We start from the raw sequence: 18,047 nt of genomic DNA, 5'->3' as shown, positions 1-18,047 counted from the left end.
AGAGAAGACTGGTTGAACGAGGAACTTGAACCGGGTCATTTTTCAAGGCGCTTTAAGCCTTTCCGATCATCCCCGCAAATCAAAAAACAAGCTGACACCGGCACAGGGCCAAGGTCAGCTTGTCAAAAGCTCAGCTTGCGATTACGGCCAAATCACTTGACTGAAGACGGCTTCGGCCAGCTTGGAGTCCGTACCCGAAGATACGGCCAAACCTGCCGTGAAATTCCCGGTGAAGGTAATCGTCCGAGAGCTTTTCTCCGTCCAGGTCGCACCGTCAGCCGATGCGTAGGTCTTGATGACATTTCCGATCTTTTCGACCTTTAGCCAGATCGGCCATGTTCCCTCCGTCGTACTGCCGGTATTTTTAGCTGCCCATCCGTTCGTCTGATCGCGATAGATGCCGCTGATCTCGGTTCCGCCGACGGTGAAGATGCCTTGGAAGGCGCTGTCCGCGGCCACGCTCTGGCGGATCATCAGGCCGACCTTGGTATTGGAGTTGACGTTCGCGCCGGAGACGCTGACGCCTGCTAACTTGGCTACGATCGTCACGTCTCCGCTCAGATTGCCAAGGTGGACATAGCGGAAGCTGTCGGACTGTCCCCATATGTTGGCGCCGGCCCCCGTCACCGTCACGGATGCGCCGGATTGCGCAGTCGTGCCGTCGAGCTTCGTACCGATCTCCGCACTGGTTGGCGATTTGACTTCGACGAAGTTTGCGGTGACGGTCTTATTATCATCCATGATAACGGTAGCCGGGCCGTCGCTGCCGGTTAATCCGCCTCCGCTCCAGCCGATGAATGCATAGCCTTGGGCGGGCACGGCGGTCAGCGTGACCGAAGCGCCGGCCGGATAGGAAGCTTGGGCCGGGCTTCGCTCGATCGTCCCGTGAACCGCGTTGGTCGTCAGCGTATACACATCTGTCGCGAGTCTGAAGTTTGCCGTGATCGATTTATTGGCATTCATCGTGACCGTCGCCGGGTTGGCATTGCCGCTGAGGTCGCCGCTCCAGCCGGTGAAGACGTAGCCTTCGTCGGCCGTCGCCGTCAACGTCACGGCATAGCCCGCCGGATAGGCGGGAACCGAAGGTCCGGCCGATACGGTCCCATGAACGGCTTCGGTATGCAGCGTGTACGATGGCGCCGCCGGCCAGTTGACTTGCCCGAACTTGGCGGTGACGAACTTGCTGTCCTGACCGGCCGTAACGGCCAAACCTGCCGTGTACGCCCCTGTGAAGGAAGCGATCGTCCGCGAGCCCCGCTGCGTCCAGTTTTGTCCGTCGGCGGAGGTATAGGTCGTCAGGCGCGTGCCGACCTTTTCGACCTTCAGCCATACGGCGCCGTTAACGGCCGCGTCCGAGAGGTATTCCCGAATCGCGTACGACCCGTCCCGGTACTGGCTGTATACTTTTTTATCCTTCGAGATGAAAATGCCCTGGTAATTGCTGTTCGCGGCGGTGCTCTGCCGGATCATGACGCCCGCCCTGGCATCGCCGGCCGTCGCCGCAAAATCGGTGACCTTGGCCACGATCGCGCTGTCTCCGCTCAGGTTGTCCTGGTAGGTGTACCTAAAGCTGTCGCTGCTCCCCCAGACGGTCTGACCGGATGCCTTGATCGTGACGCCTTCCGCATCGTCCACCGTACTGCCCGCGAACGTCGTCCCGATATCCGCGTCCTTGTACGACGCGAACTTGGCCGATATCGTCTTGTGGCCGTCCATGATCAGCGTGGCGGTCTCCGACGTGGTCCCGATCAGGTCCCCTTCCCAATGCACGAAGCGGTAGCCTAGCGCCGGTTTGGCCGTGACCGTGACTACGGTATACGGCGCATAACCGCCGTCCGCCGAAGCGGGATCGATCTCGATCGTCCCCCCTGTCGTCGGCTGTACGGTCAGCATGCACACTTCCGGCATGTCGTCGAAGGAGGCCGTGACCGTTTTGTCGCCGTCCATCTTCAAGTATGCGGGGTTCACTCTGCCTTCAAGCGCGCCCGACCATCCGGTGAACGTGTAATTCAATTCGGGCAGCGCGGTTAACTTCACCTTGGAGTCGGCCACGTACAAGCCGGACGCCGCCGATACCGCGCCATGTCCGTTCGCGTTCACGGTCAGCGTGCGCATGTCCGGCCAGCTCACGTGGCTGAACTGCGCGGTCGCCGTACCGCCGGTCGGACCCGCTGAAGCGAACAAGCCGATGGTCAGCTCCAGGTTGGCATTGTCCCAATCCCAGATCGTGACTTTAACGGGGGTATTCCAGACGATACCGTCATTGGACCAGGATAGCGTAATGTCCCGGTTGATCGTACGCTCGATACGCAACCATACGGGCGAGGTCACGTTGTCGATCGTCTTTTCCGTGCTGTACCAGTCGCCGCCCTTTCTGGACTGCACGATCAGCTTGCCGTTCTTCACCATAATGGCGGCGTATTGGGCACCGCTCGCGAGCGATGAGCGAATCTGAATGCCGGCAACGGCATCCGCGGCTGTGCCGCTCGCCGTCAGCGAATCGAGCTTCGCCGTAAACACGGCGTTGCCCTTAAGTCCGGGCCGCAGCATATACCGGAAGCTGTCGGGCGCTTGCGCGAATTGGTTGCCGGTCGTCGTCAGCGTATAGACGTCGCCGCTGACCGAAGTGGCGCCGGGCGTTCCCGGCGGAGAGATATCCACGCTCATCAAGGCGTTGGCCGGCTTGAAGTTGGCAGTGATCGCCTTGTTCCCGTTCATGGGGATCTCGAGCGGGTTGGCGCTGCTCGTGACGGCGCCGGTCCAGCCCGTGAACAGATAGCCCGGCTGGGCTGTCGCGGTCAACGTCGCCTTCGTGCCTTCCTCGTAGAGCGTACCTGACGCGTTCGCCGGATGGTCGGCGGTCGCCTTGACCGTGCCGCCTTCCTGCGTCTCGACGGCAAGCGCGTATTTCGGCACGGCGATGAAGTTCGCCGTTACCTGCTTGGGCGCGTCGACGATTACGATCGCAGGATTCTCTTCATACGTCGTTTGATCTTCGGTTTCATTGTTCACTTCGGTCCAGCCGTCGAAGCGATACCCGAATTTGTCCACGGCTGTCAGGATGACCTCGTCTCCATGGACATAATTCGATTTGGAGGGATTGACCTTCACGGAGCCTTGAATCGGATCCGCTACGGTCGTCAGCGTATGTCGCGGCAGCTCTTCGAACACGGCATGGACGCTGAAGTCGTCCGTCATCGTGACCTGTTCGGAAGGCTGATCGCTCGTCAATTGCCCTTCCCAGCGGACAAACTTATAGCCGTAGGCCGGTACGGCGGTCAAGTTGGCGACGTCGCCGTCGCTGTATCTGCCGTCCGCATGATCCTGCTGCACCGTGCCGCCGGTCTGGGCGGTGGCCGTGAGCGTGCGCACCTCGACCTCTTCGTAATTAGCCACGATCTCCCGGTCCTCGTCCATCGTGATCGGGATCGAGCTGCTGGAGCTGTCGACACCGCCGATATCGCCGCTCCAATGCGTGAACTTGTAGCCGACGTGTCCTTTGGCCGTCAGGTTCAGCTGCATGCCCTTCGTGTACGTTCCGCCTGCCGGCAAGACGTCCCCGTAGACCGAGTTGACGCTAAGCGCATGCGTCTCTACCGGAATAAGCGGCAGCATGCTCGCCGCGTTGGCCGACAGGATGTTGACCGAGTATTCGTTTTGCGTATTCCAGGAGTCCGTATAACGATACATAACCGCATGATCTTCGTACCGCGGGAATGCCTTCGTTTTCGCGTCCGTATTCCACGTATCGCTGAACCAGGACGGATACTTGGCGCTCTGAATGTCCGAGTTCGGCAGACCCGGCGGCGGCTCGATCCAGCCGCCATTTCCCAGCTTGTTCTGAACATGCTGGTACTGGTTGATCTCGTTGACGAACCACCGCGGCTCCCGCTGCGGATCGCCCAGCCCCGTGATGAACGAACGGCTGACGGCATTGCTGCCCAGCGTATAGTCCCAGGTCTGTTGAATACGATCCAGGTATTGCTGGTCGCCGGTCAGGCCGTAGCCGACGATGATCGGCATGAGCGTCGAGGTCGTAAACCGCCACCCGATCCGGTCCGGGAACCCTTCGTCCTGCGTCGACGCGCCGAACGGGGTTTGGTGATTCATCTCGCGATTCACAAAATCGATGATACAGTTATAAGCCCACTGTCTGAGATCTGGGGTGATACGCGGGTTTTCATACATGGATACGAACACGCCCAGCCACGCGCGGTCCAGAACCCAGGTATAGCGTTTGAACGTGTCGTACTGGGTCGGCCGCTTGGGCATCTCCTGCTGAATATAGAGCAGCAGTTCGTCCGCGGTGATCCGACTGTCCGGAACGCTCGGATCCTCAATGTAATTCTGGTCTCCCATGGCAACGAGCAGCGCGCTGGCCGCCAGCAGCATCTCGTTGGACCACGAGTGAGGGATTCCTTCCTGGCTGACGTCATAATAGGTGTTCGTTTTGAGGTAGTCGGGGTCCTGTGCCCGTCTGGGGTCCTCGGGGTTTTCGTACCAATGCTTCTTGAAGCCGTTGAACGCGCGGATCGCGGCCTTTAGATAGGCATTGGATTTGCCGGAGAGGTGCTCTTGCATCAGCGGCGTATTGTAGGCCTGCGCCAGCACGCCGGCGGCGAACAGCGTCTCCGCGACGTTCGGTCCCTGCGTCCGGTTGTAGAAGAACCGGTTCGCGGCGCCCGTGAGCGGCTGCCCGGTTTCATACGTCCCTTCATCCGGCTTGCCGGGCGTCTGCGGCCGCAGGTAATTCGTCAAGGTCCCGTCGGTAGTCGTATTATTGATCGCTTTCGTCAACCAGTCGAGCTCGTACGCCAGTTCGTCCAGATAATCGGGAACGCCGTTGCCCGACTCCGGGATCTCGAGCGACTCGCCAAGCGCCTCGATCTGCTCGGGGAAATATTTGGCGCCGAGCAGCATATCGATGCCGACATAGGCGGAATTATACGGATATTTCCCCCGGTCTCCGGCATCCATATGACCGCCTGTGAGGTCGACGCGCGCTTCTTCCAGGTCCCCGCCGTTGTCAATGAATTCGGCCTGGTCGATCGCGTCGTCCTCATGCGCGGGCGGGCGGTTCCAGTGGGTATTGGCGGCCGGAAGCCCGACATCGGCGTCGTCGCGCTGCATGAACAAGGCGCGCGTGATCGTATACGCGATCTCGTCTTTGTAGATCAGGCTGTCGATTTTGAACGGATAGGATACGCCGATCCCCGGGATGTAGAGGCGATAGCTTCCTTCCGCTTTTAATGTGCTGAAGTCCATCTCATAGATGACGCTTTTCGTCCATCTGTCCGTGACGATGGCGTTCGTTATCGGATCCCTTTGCGGGAGGATGTCTCCGCTGTAGACGCTTTTGCCGACGCTGGTCGCATCGCTCCCCGCCACGATATAAAACTTCGGGTAGCCGGAGAAATCGATGCTCCCCTGCCCAGTCCATTGGTTCAGGTAAGCGACCTTTTTCCCTTCCGCCGGGTAGCCGACCTGGTTGGTGTGAATCATCAGGTTCGGCTCGCTGAGGCTGAACGTAAAGTTCAGAGCGCCGACGCTCGCGACCGCGGGATCGATCGTCAGCGTATAGTCCTTGCCTTCCTGGAACTTAACGGACGAAGGCAGCTTGAGGTAAGCGCGGTAGAACACCTGGATTTTCCCGATATTTCCCGACATGGTCGGGTTGTACGGCGCCTGCTCGGGAAAATACCGGTAGTTCACCAGCACCGGCTTGACGCCGTTGCCGGAGAAATTCGGATCGTTCGCGCTCGTAATCGTGTAGTAATCCGTATTGGTTACATTGGCGTCGACATAGGGGTTGTCGACCAGCACATATTCCATCCACTGCGAATTCAGCACGTTCGCATGGGAGATTTGGGGATTGTACGCGACCGGCGCGCGCTCCTTGAGCGCGTAAGCCTGTCCGCCGAATGCGGTTGAAAAGGTAATTACCATTAGAATTGCCGTTAACCCAATCATCATTGCTTTGCGAAGCCTATTCTTTACCATCATCTGAGTGCCTCCTCGATAGAATGGTTCCGTGACTGTTCCCTGACGACGAATAGGTACTTCAGTTATTTTCGAAAGTCAATCACCCCCCAACGCTGCGAAAGATGTAGTATATCGATGTTCTCCGGAACCGACCTCATAAATCCTATATTTCGTCCCCGTCTCATCCGACGGTACGTACACTTCCGCCGTGGAATTGGGTGGAATCAAGATTTGCATCTCCAGCTCCGCGCCCGTCCTTCTCCAGCTGGATCGCACCATGCCCCTGACCGTACGGACCTGCGCGCTTGCATGCGTCAGATCCCGGGCAAAGTAAGGCTTAATCTTTACCGCTTCGTAACCCGGCTTCGTCGGCGATATACCGGCCAGATGCTTGTAGAACCAGGCATCGAGCCCGCCGATCAGAAAAGCGTGGTTATTGGAGGACCGATTATCCGCGAAGCTCTCAAACGCGGTAGTGGCGCCGTATTCCTCGATCCAGTAGCCCCAGCTGCCTTGGCGCGTATTCGTGGCGAGCTCGTACGCGACATCGTTTCTTCCGCCTTCCGCCAGCGCCGCCATGATCGCCTCAGCGCCCAGGCACCCTACCGTCATCGTCTGCCTGGACCTTATATCCTCGGCCAGGCTGGTCAGCACATTCGCCCGAGCGGCAACCGGCACGAACCCCAGGTACAGGGCCAGCGCATTGGCCGTCTGCGAATTGTTGTCGTAATAGCCGCCCTCCCTGAGATAAGCGGCATTGATGCCCTCTCCGACTTGACCGGCCAGCTCTGCATAGGTTGCCGCATCGGCGCCGTTCCCTACTGCCTCGGCGATTTTCGAGAATAGATAGAGGCACCTATAGTAATAGGCGCTAGCCAGGTACGGCTTCGAGATATCCTTCGATTGGCCGAACCAGTCTCCGAACAGAATGCTGTCCTGCAGCAGCCCATCACGGTTCAGGCGGTCCTTGAAGACATTCAGGCACTTTTTCATCATGGAATAATGTTGGATCAGAAACGACTTGTCGCCGTAAGCCATGTAATATTCCCAAGGAATAAAAACGACTGCGGAAACCCAGGGGATATCGAGGGCGTATTCATGGCCTTCGCTTGGGCAAATGAGGGGGATGATGCCGTTCTCCAACTGACAGTCGGCGATATCGTCGAACCATTTTTCATAGAATGCAGCCATATCGAAATTGAAAAAGTCCGCCTCGGAATGACAATGGGCGTCGCCGAGCCAGCCCTGTCTCTCCCGGGTGGGGCAATCCATCGGGACGGATACGAGGTTGCCTCGGAACGACCAGGCCGCGCAATGATGAAGCCTGTTCAGCAGCTCGCTGCCGCACTCAAAACGCGAGCCGTCCAAAATATCGTTGTGCACGACCTTGGCGACGATCCGATCGGCGGTCAACTCGCCCGGGTAGCCGGAGATCTCCGCGTATCTGAAGCCATGGCAAGAGAATCGCGGCTGGTAGACTTCCTCCCCCGCGCCTCGCAAAATGTATTCGTCGTAATGCGGCTGCGGTTCGGCCAGCCAACCGGCTTCGGTGGTGCCCGTGTCGATCGTATCGTCCGCCCGGACGCACTCCGCGTAGCGGATGGTGACGGCGGTCCCTGCCGGGCCGCTGACGGCGAGGCTGAGGGTGCCGAACAGATTCTGGCCGAAATCGACGAGAAACGGAAAGTTCCCGCCGCCGGAGACGGATACCGGCCGGATCTCTTCGGCGCAAACGATAGGCTGCGGCTGCGCGGTCAGCAGCAGCGGCCCGCTATCCGGGATCGGTCTGCCCCAAGCCGCGTCGTCGTAACCGGGCAGGTCCCAACCGACGGGCTCGAGCCTGGCGTCGTAGGTCTCGCCCTTTCCTTCCGATATACTGCCGCCCGCATAGCGCAAGGCGACATACGGACCCTTCTTCAGCCGCTTCCAGGCGTGGTCGCAGACGATCGTCTCTGTCGTGCCGTCGACGTACCGGATGTCGAGGCGGAAGATGACCTTTCTCGTATGCATAATGCCGACGGCATTCGGCCCCGAGGCGAGAAGACCCGTCACGTCGTGCGTGCGGTACATCCCCCGCCTGAAGTGAGTCTGTCCGGGACTGATCAGGTCATCGCCGACCTTGGAGCCGTTGATCCGCAGCTCGTACGCATTCGCTTTGCTGCCGGTCGCGCCGATATACGCTCTTGCCGCCGCGATGCGGACCCCTTGCTTCGTTTCGAACGCCGCGCGTTCATAATAAACGGCCGTAGGACTGTTGGGATATTCGCAGTTGAGCCAGCCGCATCCCCAGTCCGCGAATGCGAACATGCCGGTTTCGAAGCAGGCGGTCTCGCTCCACGAAGACTCATTCCCGTATCGATCCCATATTTTGACTTTCCACCAATACTGGCTTCTCGGCTTCAGTTCGGAGCCGCCGTAGCGCACGGCGCTTTGCTCGTTCGATTCGATCCTGCCGCTATCCCAGAGGTCTCCTTCGTCGTCGTCGAGCAGAGAAGGGCGCGAGGCGACGACGATCCGATAGGCCCCCTGGATCATATTCGTCCCGGCGCTCTCCGTTTCCCAGCTTAATTTGGGCCGCGGTTTATCCACGCCCAAAGGCGCGGTCCGGTATTCGCATCTTAGATTCGTGAGCTTCATGTTATAACCCCGCTTGTTGGATTTATGCCGAATGGCAGGAAGACAGAGAGATCAGAGAGAGCGGATAAACGAATCCTCGTCGATGACGGACCGATAGGCGAATATGTACATGCCCGCGGACCAAGCCTGGTAGGCCATGCCGGACGGCATGCCGCTTCTCCCGTTGAGCCATTCGTTAAACTCCCATTCGAACCGTTTACCGACGCTGTTCGCTCTTGCCAGATTTTCAAGCTCTTTTTTGGCGAATTCCTTCCTTCCCGCCTTCATGAGCGCCGCGACGTAGAAGCCGCCGATAAAAGGCCAGATGCCGCCGTTGTGGTACTGGTATTGCAGGTTCAGATGCGCGTTGCGATAATACTCGCGCCAGTCCTTGTCGCCGGGCATGATCGGCGGATAGTTCGCCATGATCGGGTAAGGCTTGTTCATGCCCGTCTGGACGAAGTGGTCGATGATCGTGTCCGCCTTGGCTTGGTCCGCGACGCCGAACAGAATCGCCAAGCTGTTGCCGAGCGCGTCGCAGTGATAGCCGAAATCGCGGAAGGAAGCATAAGGAAGATAAAACTTGCCGAACCAGTACAATTCGGTGCTCATCCGGATAATCCGCAGCCACTCCTGGCTGTAGCCCCGCTCGTTCACGATTCTCGTTTTTTCCTCGACGTCCCCAGGCCAGAGCAGCAGATTCAGCTTTAACTTCACGTCTTCCGCCTGCAGGCGGTATGCCTCTCCGTTCTCCCCGCACAGCTCCAGAATCTTGGCGTATTCGACGAGCGCCTTGTAGTAGAGGACATTGTCGTACAAAATGTTGCCCCGGTTCGCATACAGATCGCCCCAGTCCGCCGCCTCCTGAACCTCCAGCAGTCCGCAGTTGTTGCTGTCCTGGTATTCGAGCCACAGCATCGCTTTCTTGATCGAGTCCAGATGGCTTTTCAGAAAAGGCAAATCCTTGTAGCGCGCATAGTAGACGCTATGGCCGATAATGTACCAGGGGTTGCTGTCAACCGCGCCCTGGTTCGGTTCGATCGCCGGGCGATCGACGTCGACGGACAAGGGAATCATGCCTAGCTTGGATTGGTACTTCGAGAGGGTTTCGAGCGTTATCCTGAAGGCACCCTGGAATGCCTGATTTTCAATGAAAGAGGCGCCCAGGAACGTGATGATGCTGTCCCTGGCGAAGACCTGGTTGTACCCTTCGGACAAGGCGGACGCCTTGGCGCCGATGGCATGCATGCATCGTTCTACGACAAGAATGGACTGTTGGTATGCTTCGTCGAGCAGGTTCATTATGTTCGAATCCTTTCGCCTGTGCTGTATTTTCGGTACGCGATTTATTTGCCGATCGAATGAAGCGCCGGCAGGACCAGCTGCGGGTAATAGATGCCCTTGCGCTCCGCAAAGTCGATGACGGCCACCCCTGTATGCTCGAAAGAAAAGCTGCCGACGGGAAACGGCCTCACGCCGAGCAAAAAGCCGAGCAGCACGCTAAGGGAACCGCCGTGGGCGAATACGGCCGCCGAGAGCGAATGCGCATGCGCTTCGGGCACGAAGCCGCCCATCCGGCTATGCAAACCGATCTTGGCCAATTCCTTCAGGAAAGGAGGTATAATCCTTGCGCACATGTCGTAGTAACCCTCGCCCATATCGGTCTTCCACGTTTCCTCCGCGTAGGCATCCCCGGCCTGCCGCTGCATCTCCTCGAACGCCGTGCTCGGGATCTTCTCCAACTCGCGGTTGGGCATCCACTCGTACAGAAATGGTAAAATTTGAATATCCACATCTCTGCCGTCGAGGACGATTTCCGCGGTTTGCAGCGCCCTGCCGTACGGCGAGGAGAATGCGTAATCGTACCTCTCGTTCTTTAATGCCTCTGCCGTCGCCTCCGCCTGCAAGATGCCGCAATCGTCCGACAGACAGCCCGCCACCGGCCGTTCGGGACAGATGAAGGGATCTCCGGCCATATGCCCGTGCCTGATTAATGTGAGTCTCATCCGCAATTCTCCTTTGCTCATGAATAAAGGCAATGAATGAAGTTGGTTATCTCCACCCATTGCCTTTCGCTTGCGTTCAGTGCCCGTTCGTTACTTGCCGGCCAACTGCTGCACGTACTGCTTGTGCATCTTGGTCATGTACTCCTCGACCTCGACGGCGCCCGCAGCATCGAGCTCCTTCACGTACTTGTCGAATTCCGCGGCGGACTCGGCCTCGGATTTCGCCAGAATGACGGAGTAGGCATTTTCATACAGCCGCTTGTCTACGGCTTGCTGCTTGGCCATCGTATCCGTATCGGCCCCCACCATCAGATCGCCGAGCGTCGTAGCGTCGTACCAATACGGGCTAAGCTCTTTATCCCGCTGCTGCGCCCTCGTATCGTTCGTCGCGATCGGGTCGTCCTTCAGGATCCAATACGTGCCCCAGCTGGTCTTGCCCAGGTCGGAGCCTACGAGTCTCGCATAATGGCCCATGCCCGTTTCTTTCTCGATGTTCACTTGCTTCTCGCCTGCCAGCCAGCGATCCAGATAAGACTTCACCAGCGTCGGCTTGCCGTCGACCATGTCCCACTGGATGCCTTGCGGTCCGTTCATCGCCATGAAGTTGCCTTCCTCGGTCGCCAGGTAGTTAAGCAGCTTCATGGCCGCTTCCGGATGTTTGGCTTTGTCGGTGATGATCAGCGCCCCGATCCCCTTCTTGCTGACCGAGAATACGGCCGGCTTGTCGCCGTTCGGGAACTTGAATACGAAGTTCTGGAAGTACATTTTTTCCGCGTTCGGCATATTGGCTTCCGTGTACGTCTTAAGCACGTCGTACGTTTGGTTCCAGCCGCCGATGTGAGCCGCGACTCTTGCCGGATAGAGCTTGGACTTCTGCCAGGTCGCATAATCCTGCGTGAAGGCTTCCGGATCGATCAGGCCTTCGCGGTACAGCTTGTTGTAGAACATAAGCACGTCCTTGGCCCAGGGCGCTTTTGGCCAGAACTTGATCGAATCGTCGGCGCCGACATAAACCTTGGAATCCGCGGGAGAACCGGCCATGGCGATCATGCCGAAGTAAGGGGATCCCCAGTTGCGGTTGAAGCCGCTGAGCGGATACATCGTCTGTCCGTCGGACGTTTTCGGATACTTTTCCTTCACTTGCTTCAGGTAGTTGTATACGTCATCCGAGGTTTCCAGCTTCGGAGAGCCGAGCGCTTCGTAGATGTCCGTCCGCACCTGCAGGCTGTAGCCGTAGCCGGGAGGCGTAGCGCCTTCGGGCAGATAGCTGTTGGTCAGGTGATAGATGTTGCCGTCGCTTTGCTTCAGCATGTTCAGCGCGGAGCCGTACTTCTTCTTGAGATCCGGGCCGTATTGCTCGATCAGATCGTTCAGCGGAATGGCGATCTTGTCCGCGATGACCCGGGTCGGATCCGACAGCATGATCAGGTCCGGGTATTCGCCGCTGGCGAGCACGACGTTCAGCTTGTCTTTGCCGACGCCCGAGTACACATCCCACTTCAGCTTGATGTTCAGCTTTTCTTCGATCTGCTTGGCGACGGGATTGTTCTCCCAGAACGGGTCGCCCGTCGGGAAGTTCGGCGTGCCGCCGCCGGAATTGACGATCGTCAGTGTGATCGGCGCCTCCTTGCTCGGAGCTGCCTGACTGCTCGCGGGACTGCTCGGACTGCTGGGGCCGCTCGTACCGCTCGGTTCGCCGGCGTTTTTGCCGCCCCCGTTGTTGGCGCAAGCACCAAGCATCGCAATACAGATTGCCGAGACTGCCATGAATTTCGCAGACCTCAAATACCTTTTCATCTTTGTTTGTCTCTCCCTTTTTTTGAGCTATTTATGAATAGTAGGCTTTCGAGAAATCCGAGAAGCCTATCATCCTTTTACGGCACCGACGGTTAGACCGCCTACGAAGTACTTCTGCAAAAAGGGATAGATCATGACGATCGGCACGGTCGTGATCGTGATGGTCGCCATCTTGATGACCTCGGGCGTCAGGATGGAGCCCGACTGCTCCAGCCTGGCTGCCTGCGTGGGGTCCGTCGATTGAATCTGCGTTTCCATCAATATTTTCACGAGCACGCCCTGCAGCGTCGATAGTTCCTGGGAACCCGTCGTATACATATAAGTATCGAACCAAGTCGTCCACTGCGCGACGCCGATCATCAGCGCGATCGTGGCGAGTACGGGCGTCGACATCGGCAGGATGATGCTGCGCAGCGTCCTGAGCTCTGAGGCGCCGTCGATCCTGGCGGATTCGGCCAGAGACGGCGGCAGATCCTCGAAGAACTGCCGCATGACCATGACGTTCCACACGCCGATGGCGCCGGGGATAATGTAGACGAGGAAGTTATTGTACAAGTGCAAGTCTCGGATCAGCATGAACTCGGGAATCAGCCCCCCCGAAAAGTACATCGTGATGATAAAGAAGAACAGGATGCCTCTTCGGAAGATCAGCTCGCGATTGGATAACAGGTAGGCTAGAATCGCGGTGCATACGACGCCTACGACCGTACCCAGCAGCGTCCTGGCAATGCTGATATAGGTGGAGTGCAGCAGGCTGCTCTCGTTAAAAATGGCGCGGTAGGCTTCGATCGAAAATTTCCGCGGCCAGAAGTAAATCGTACCTCTCATGGCGTCTCTTCCCTCGTTGAAGGACACCACGAAGATGTTCCAGAACGGATACGCCGCTAAAAATCCGATCAACAGCAGCAGGGTGCCGTTTACTGCATAAAACAACCGTTCTCCCTTTGTGATTCTCATTCAGGTTCCTCCATGACTGACATCCAGGTTCGCCCCCTAGAAAATGCCCGTCTTCAAAAATCTTCTGCAGAAATAGTTGCAAATGACGATGAGCACCAGACCGACGACGCTTTTGAACAATCCGACGGCCGCTCCATAGGAGTACGCCGCCTGCTGCAAGCCATACTTCAGAACATAAGTGTCGAGCACCTCGGAGTGCTTCATATTCATCGGATTCTGAAGGAACAGCTGCTGGTCCAAACCGGCGTTCAGGATGTAGCCCAGGCCGAACGTGAAGAGCAGGATGATCGTCGGCATAATGGCAGGCAGCGTAATGCTGGTAATCTGTCTGAACTTGCCGGCGCCGTCCATCATGGCGGATTCGTACATCTGCTTGTCGATGGAGGTGATGGCCGCGATATAGATGATCGAATTCCAGCCGACGTTTTTCCACACATTGAGGCTGGTGACCAGGGGCCAGAAATGATCCGCGTCTCCCAGAAAGTTGATCGGTTTGTCGATCAGATTCAGCTTGAGCAGCACGGAATTGAGCGGCGCCAGCTCGTCGATGGAGAAGATCGTCATCGCCATCCCCGCTACCACGACCCACGAGATAAAGTGCGGCAGGTAAGATACGGTCTGCACGACTTTTTTGTACATGGCATTCCTTACTTCGCAGATCATAATCGCAAAGACGATGGCCGCAATGGTAGAGAACACAAGGCCCAATGAGCTGATGACGACCGTATTGCGCATGACGTAGGAGAAGTCGGGACTGTTAAAAAACGCCTTGAAATACTTGAGTCCGACCCACTCTCCGCCAAAAGGCGTCCGGTAGGAAAATTCTCTAAAGGCCAGCAGCGAGCCGTACATCGGACCGTATTTAAAGATCACCATGAATAAGATAAAGGGTACCAACAAGAGAAGATGGACTCTTTGCCTTTTCATTTTCTTTAGAACGCTCAACGAATTCCTCCCCTATCCCCGTTGTATCCCGGGCTCCGCTTGAACGAGCGCCGGCTTTCATAACTCAATTATGCTGGCGCGCCGGTCCCAGTTCAATTTAAGGATTTATCGAATCATATTGGGATATGAATGCGTTTTCTAAATAAAAAAGCATACATATAAACATAATCATTAAAAATAAAAGTCTTTTTTTGTCGTATGCTCACATATGAAAGGACGAACAACTCAAAAAGCAGACGCTCCCGGTTAGGCTCTCAAGCGGCCGGGAAGGCGTCTGCCTTGGGACAATAGCTTCATTCCAACTGTCGATTGCTGTCAACGGAAAACCGGATCTCTACGACCGTCCCCGGGTTGCCGGGGTAAATATGGATGCTGGCGTTGCTATAGAACAGTTTGAGACGCATAAAGGTGTTCGTGACGCCGTACCCCACCCTGTTGTCCGGCACCTCCCCTTGGTTCAGCCGCTCGATATACTCGACGAAGCTGTCCTTGACGCCCATGCCGTCGTCCCGGATCGTAATGGCGAAGTGCTCGTCCGTTTTGCGGATATCCACGACGATGCGGATGATTTTCCCGTGGATGCGGCCGTGGACGATGCTGTTCTCCACGAACGGCTGAATCGTCATTTTGCTGATCGGCAGCTCTTCGTAAGCCGGATCCACCCGCACGTCCAATCGGATCTGATCGCTGTGACACAGGTTCTGCAGGGCGACGTAATACTCGATCAGCTTGATTTCCGATTTGATCGGGATGATGTCCCTTCCCTGGCTGAGTACGATCTTGTAGAAGTCGCTGAGCAAGTCGATGATCGTCACGATTTTATTTTCGTTTTTGCCGAAGGCGATCCATCTGACCGCGGATAACAGGTTATACAAAAAATGCGGGTTCATCTGCATCTGCAAATATTTGATCTCGCTCTCGACCTTTTGCCGCTCCGTACGCGTGATATCCTCGGTCAGACCCTCGATCCTGAGGGCCATGCTGCATAACGTTTGATCGAGCGCGGCCACCTCGCGGATCCGGTTATGACCCGGAACGATATGCAGGCGTCCGATTTCGATCGCTTTGATTTTATTGACGAGCTTCTCGATGCTGCGGGAGAACCGCTTGGAGAAGAGGATCGCGAGCAGCACGCCGATCAGCACGAAGAAGCAGGTGCATAACAACACATATTTCCCGATGGACCGCTTTTCCTTTTCCAGCTGATAGGCGTCGTAGAGGATCACCGAGGTCAAGGCATTGTTGATTTTCCCGTAATAGGAATAGTAGAAGTCGTTCCCCTGCTGGATTTTCGCGAAAGCCTGATTGCTCTCTGCGTGGTTTTCCACGTCGTCCAGCGTCTTCTTCCCGATCCATACCTGCGGATTGGAGCTGAATACGATATCCCCCTCGCTCAGCAGATAGATCAGGTATTTCGCGTTGCCGTCCGCCTTATACAGACTTTTTAATCTCTCTTGATTGAGTTCGATGGCCAGCACGCCGCCCGGCAGATTAATATTGATGTACTTCAGCAAGAGGATCTTCGTCCCCGCGCCGTCCTCGTCAAAGGTGACCCATACGTCTTTTCCGCGCGCGTCGACCGCCTTCTTCATGAGATCTTGTCTGCTGAAGCTCTCGATGCTCTTGATGTTTTTGCCGTCCGTGATCAGGTCGGGGTCCATTTTATAGATGGTAATGCTTTTAATATCGTTGTTCGTCGTGACATAATTTTCGAATATACCATTGATATCCATAAACTGATGGAAAAGCGTATAGTCGACGCTGCCGGATCTTTTGCCTAGAAAAAAACTGGAGATCGTACCGTCGGAATAGATGTTCCTGGCGGTCAATTCGCAGTTTTTCATGATATTCTCGATGCCGTTCAGCGCCTGGGAGGTCGCGTAGCGCATGAATTCCACGTTCTGATCGTTCAGCGTCCGGTTTAATCTGCCGGATATAATCCAGCTGATCGTCACGGAGCAGACGAGGACCATGACAATATTAAACGTCAGTATGATATGAAAAAACTTAAAATCTCTTTTCCTGTCCGCGAGCTCCATCTCCGCTTATCACCTTCTGCGCAGCCATGCACGCCTGTCATTTACATGTGCTTGTTCCGGTACTCGCCGGGCGTCATCTGAACGTAGTTTTTAAAGACGATGTTGAAATAGGTGCTGTTCTCGTAGCCAACCCTCTCGCCGACCTCGTGAATTTTATATCGGGTTTCCTTGAGCAGCTCCTTAGCCTTGCCGATCCGCAGCCGGGTCAGATACTCCTGGATGCTGATCTCCATTTTCTCCTTGAATAAGATCCGGAGGTAGTTGGGACTTAGATAGACCCTGTCCGAGAGGTAAGAGAGGGTGATCGGTTCCCGGTATTCGTGATTCAAAATTTGCAAGATTTCCTGGATGATGTAATCGTCTTTATTGAGCTTTTTCCTGCCCATGTACGAAGAGACGGAGATCAGGATTTTGCTCGCGTACAGGATGATATCCGGAATCGTATTGGCATTGATGATCGTCTTGAAGATGGCGACCTCTTCTTCGGCGATTTTCTCGAAGCTGTCGCCCGTCGCCGCCATCCGCGTGGACAAGCTGGAGAAGAGATAGATAAACAAGCTCTGTACGTGATCGAAATTTTTGTTGGGATCGACGAGCATGAATTGAACCAGGCGGTTCATTTCCTCCTCGTTGCCGTCTCCCGCGCATACCTGGTCGATCAATTGCGAGATCGCCGCTTTCGCGTTTTTCGGCTCCTTTTCATGCGTTGCGGCAAGCGCTTCGATGCTCTCCGCATAATAGACGATACGTCCGTAGCCCAGCTCTATTTTCCTTCTGGCGGCCGTCCGGGATTGCTTGTAAGCCAGATGGAGCTCGTCGAGATTAGCGAACAGGTCGCTGACGCCTATAATATATTTAAAGCTGTTCTCCTTGGCCAAGCCTTCGATTTCATTTTGAATCTCGCCGATGATTCTGGCTTCTTCCGCCTCGCCTTTGACCAGCGTATGCAGCAGCACGATAAGCCCTTTCCCCGATTTCTTCAGGAAAATCGCGTTTTTCCGGTTGCCGATGCCTTCGAGCCGGTACAGAATGACGTTCAATATGTTGGAATTCTCGAAGATATCCGTATCCTCGCCGAAATTGAATTCGATCAGCGCCAGCTTGTACATGCCGATCATTCTCAGCTTGAGATCGTTGGCCTGCACGTACAACGATCTGGAATCGTCGGCGCTTTTACCCGATACGATTAACTCCTCCAGAAACTTGGACTGCAAATAACGAAGGTTGTTGTTGAATTGCTCGATCATCTTGTTGTTCTCGACACTCGAGAGCTTCTCGTCGACCAGGATCGAGGTCGTCTTCTTGATCAGCGCGGTCAACTCTTCTTGCTTCAACGGCTTGATCAAGTAGCTGTAAGCCCTGACCTCCATCGCTTCCTGCATCAGACTGATATCCTCATGGCCGCTGGAAAAAATGATCTTGACGTGCGGGCAGAACTGGATGATGTTCTTCGCCATCTCGATCCCGCTCATGCCGGGCATCTTGACGTCGCTGATGATAATATCGGGCATGAGCGCCCGCGCTTTTTCCAGCCCGTCCAGCCCGTTGAAGGCCGTCTCCACCTGCCGGATGCCGAGGATGTCCCAGTTCATGTAATTTTGCAGGGCATTGCGTTCGAAGTCGTTATCTTCGACGATCAGGAGTTTGATCATAGGCGGCGATTTCCTTTTCCCCAAAGTGGCGTTCCGTCTCTCAACATGCAAGC

At 56.2% G+C, this 18,047-nt stretch carries 9 protein-coding genes; all 9 read right to left on the bottom strand.

Translation table 11 applies throughout. From position 1 onward, the window contains the following. Window positions 1-141: 141 nt before the first annotated feature. Entirely contained in the window at window positions 142-6,003 is a 5,862-nt protein-coding gene (locus PQG80_RS07495; protein WP_271750635.1) for an InlB B-repeat-containing protein, read from the bottom strand. Window positions 6,004-6,078: 75 nt separating this feature from the next. Then, window positions 6,079-8,619, bottom strand: coding sequence for an alpha-L-rhamnosidase (locus PQG80_RS07490; protein ID WP_271750634.1), 2,541 nt, complete (start codon window positions 8,617-8,619; stop codon window positions 6,079-6,081). A gap of 51 nt (window positions 8,620-8,670) precedes the next feature. Next, window positions 8,671-9,900, bottom strand: coding sequence for an amylo-alpha-1,6-glucosidase (locus PQG80_RS07485; protein WP_271750633.1), 1,230 nt, complete (start codon window positions 9,898-9,900; stop codon window positions 8,671-8,673). A gap of 44 nt (window positions 9,901-9,944) precedes the next feature. After that, on the bottom strand, window positions 9,945-10,604 hold the full coding sequence (locus PQG80_RS07480; protein ID WP_271750632.1) for a histidine phosphatase family protein: 660 nt from the start codon (window positions 10,602-10,604) through the stop codon (window positions 9,945-9,947). A gap of 90 nt (window positions 10,605-10,694) precedes the next feature. Then, the gene (locus tag PQG80_RS07475) at window positions 10,695-12,371 is read right to left on the bottom strand and encodes an extracellular solute-binding protein (protein ID WP_271750631.1); all 1,677 of its coding nucleotides are present in this window, start codon (window positions 12,369-12,371) and stop codon (window positions 10,695-10,697) included. A 99-nt stretch (window positions 12,372-12,470) separates the two neighbouring features. Next, window positions 12,471-13,358 (bottom strand): carbohydrate ABC transporter permease, encoded by an 888-nt coding sequence (locus tag PQG80_RS07470; protein WP_271750630.1) that lies wholly within the window; start codon window positions 13,356-13,358, stop codon window positions 12,471-12,473. 36 nt (window positions 13,359-13,394) lie between these two features. Then, window positions 13,395-14,258: an ABC transporter permease gene (locus tag PQG80_RS07465; protein WP_271750629.1), complete on the bottom strand. Its 864-nt coding sequence runs from the start codon at window positions 14,256-14,258 to the stop codon at window positions 13,395-13,397. A 338-nt stretch (window positions 14,259-14,596) separates the two neighbouring features. Continuing rightward, window positions 14,597-16,342 (bottom strand): sensor histidine kinase, encoded by a 1,746-nt coding sequence (locus PQG80_RS07460; RefSeq protein ID WP_271750628.1) that lies wholly within the window; start codon window positions 16,340-16,342, stop codon window positions 14,597-14,599. Between the two features lie 41 nt (window positions 16,343-16,383). Further along, window positions 16,384-17,994, bottom strand: coding sequence for a response regulator (locus PQG80_RS07455; RefSeq protein ID WP_271750627.1), 1,611 nt, complete (start codon window positions 17,992-17,994; stop codon window positions 16,384-16,386). Window positions 17,995-18,047: the final 53 nt, after the last annotated feature.

The organism is Cohnella rhizoplanae, assembly GCF_948329515.1.
Lineage (GTDB): Bacteria > Bacillota > Bacilli > Paenibacillales > Paenibacillaceae > Cohnella > Cohnella rhizoplanae.
Note: the sequence above shows the minus strand (reverse complement) of the source record. Positions and strands in the feature narration are given on the sequence as shown.

Coding starts and splice junctions, on each gene's coding strand:
- PQG80_RS07495 (WP_271750635.1), bottom strand. CDS start 6,003: ATGATGGTAAAGAATAGGCTTCGCAAAGCAATGATGATTGGGTTAACG.
- PQG80_RS07490 (WP_271750634.1), bottom strand. CDS start 8,619: ATGAAGCTCACGAATCTAAGATGCGAATACCGGACCGCGCCTTTGGGC.
- PQG80_RS07485 (WP_271750633.1), bottom strand. CDS start 9,900: ATGAACCTGCTCGACGAAGCATACCAACAGTCCATTCTTGTCGTAGAA.
- PQG80_RS07480 (WP_271750632.1), bottom strand. CDS start 10,604: ATGAGACTCACATTAATCAGGCACGGGCATATGGCCGGAGATCCCTTC.
- PQG80_RS07475 (WP_271750631.1), bottom strand. CDS start 12,371: ATGGCAGTCTCGGCAATCTGTATTGCGATGCTTGGTGCTTGCGCCAAC.
- PQG80_RS07470 (WP_271750630.1), bottom strand. CDS start 13,358: ATGAGAATCACAAAGGGAGAACGGTTGTTTTATGCAGTAAACGGCACC.
- PQG80_RS07460 (WP_271750628.1), bottom strand. CDS start 16,342: ATGGAGCTCGCGGACAGGAAAAGAGATTTTAAGTTTTTTCATATCATA.
- PQG80_RS07455 (WP_271750627.1), bottom strand. CDS start 17,994: ATGATCAAACTCCTGATCGTCGAAGATAACGACTTCGAACGCAATGCC.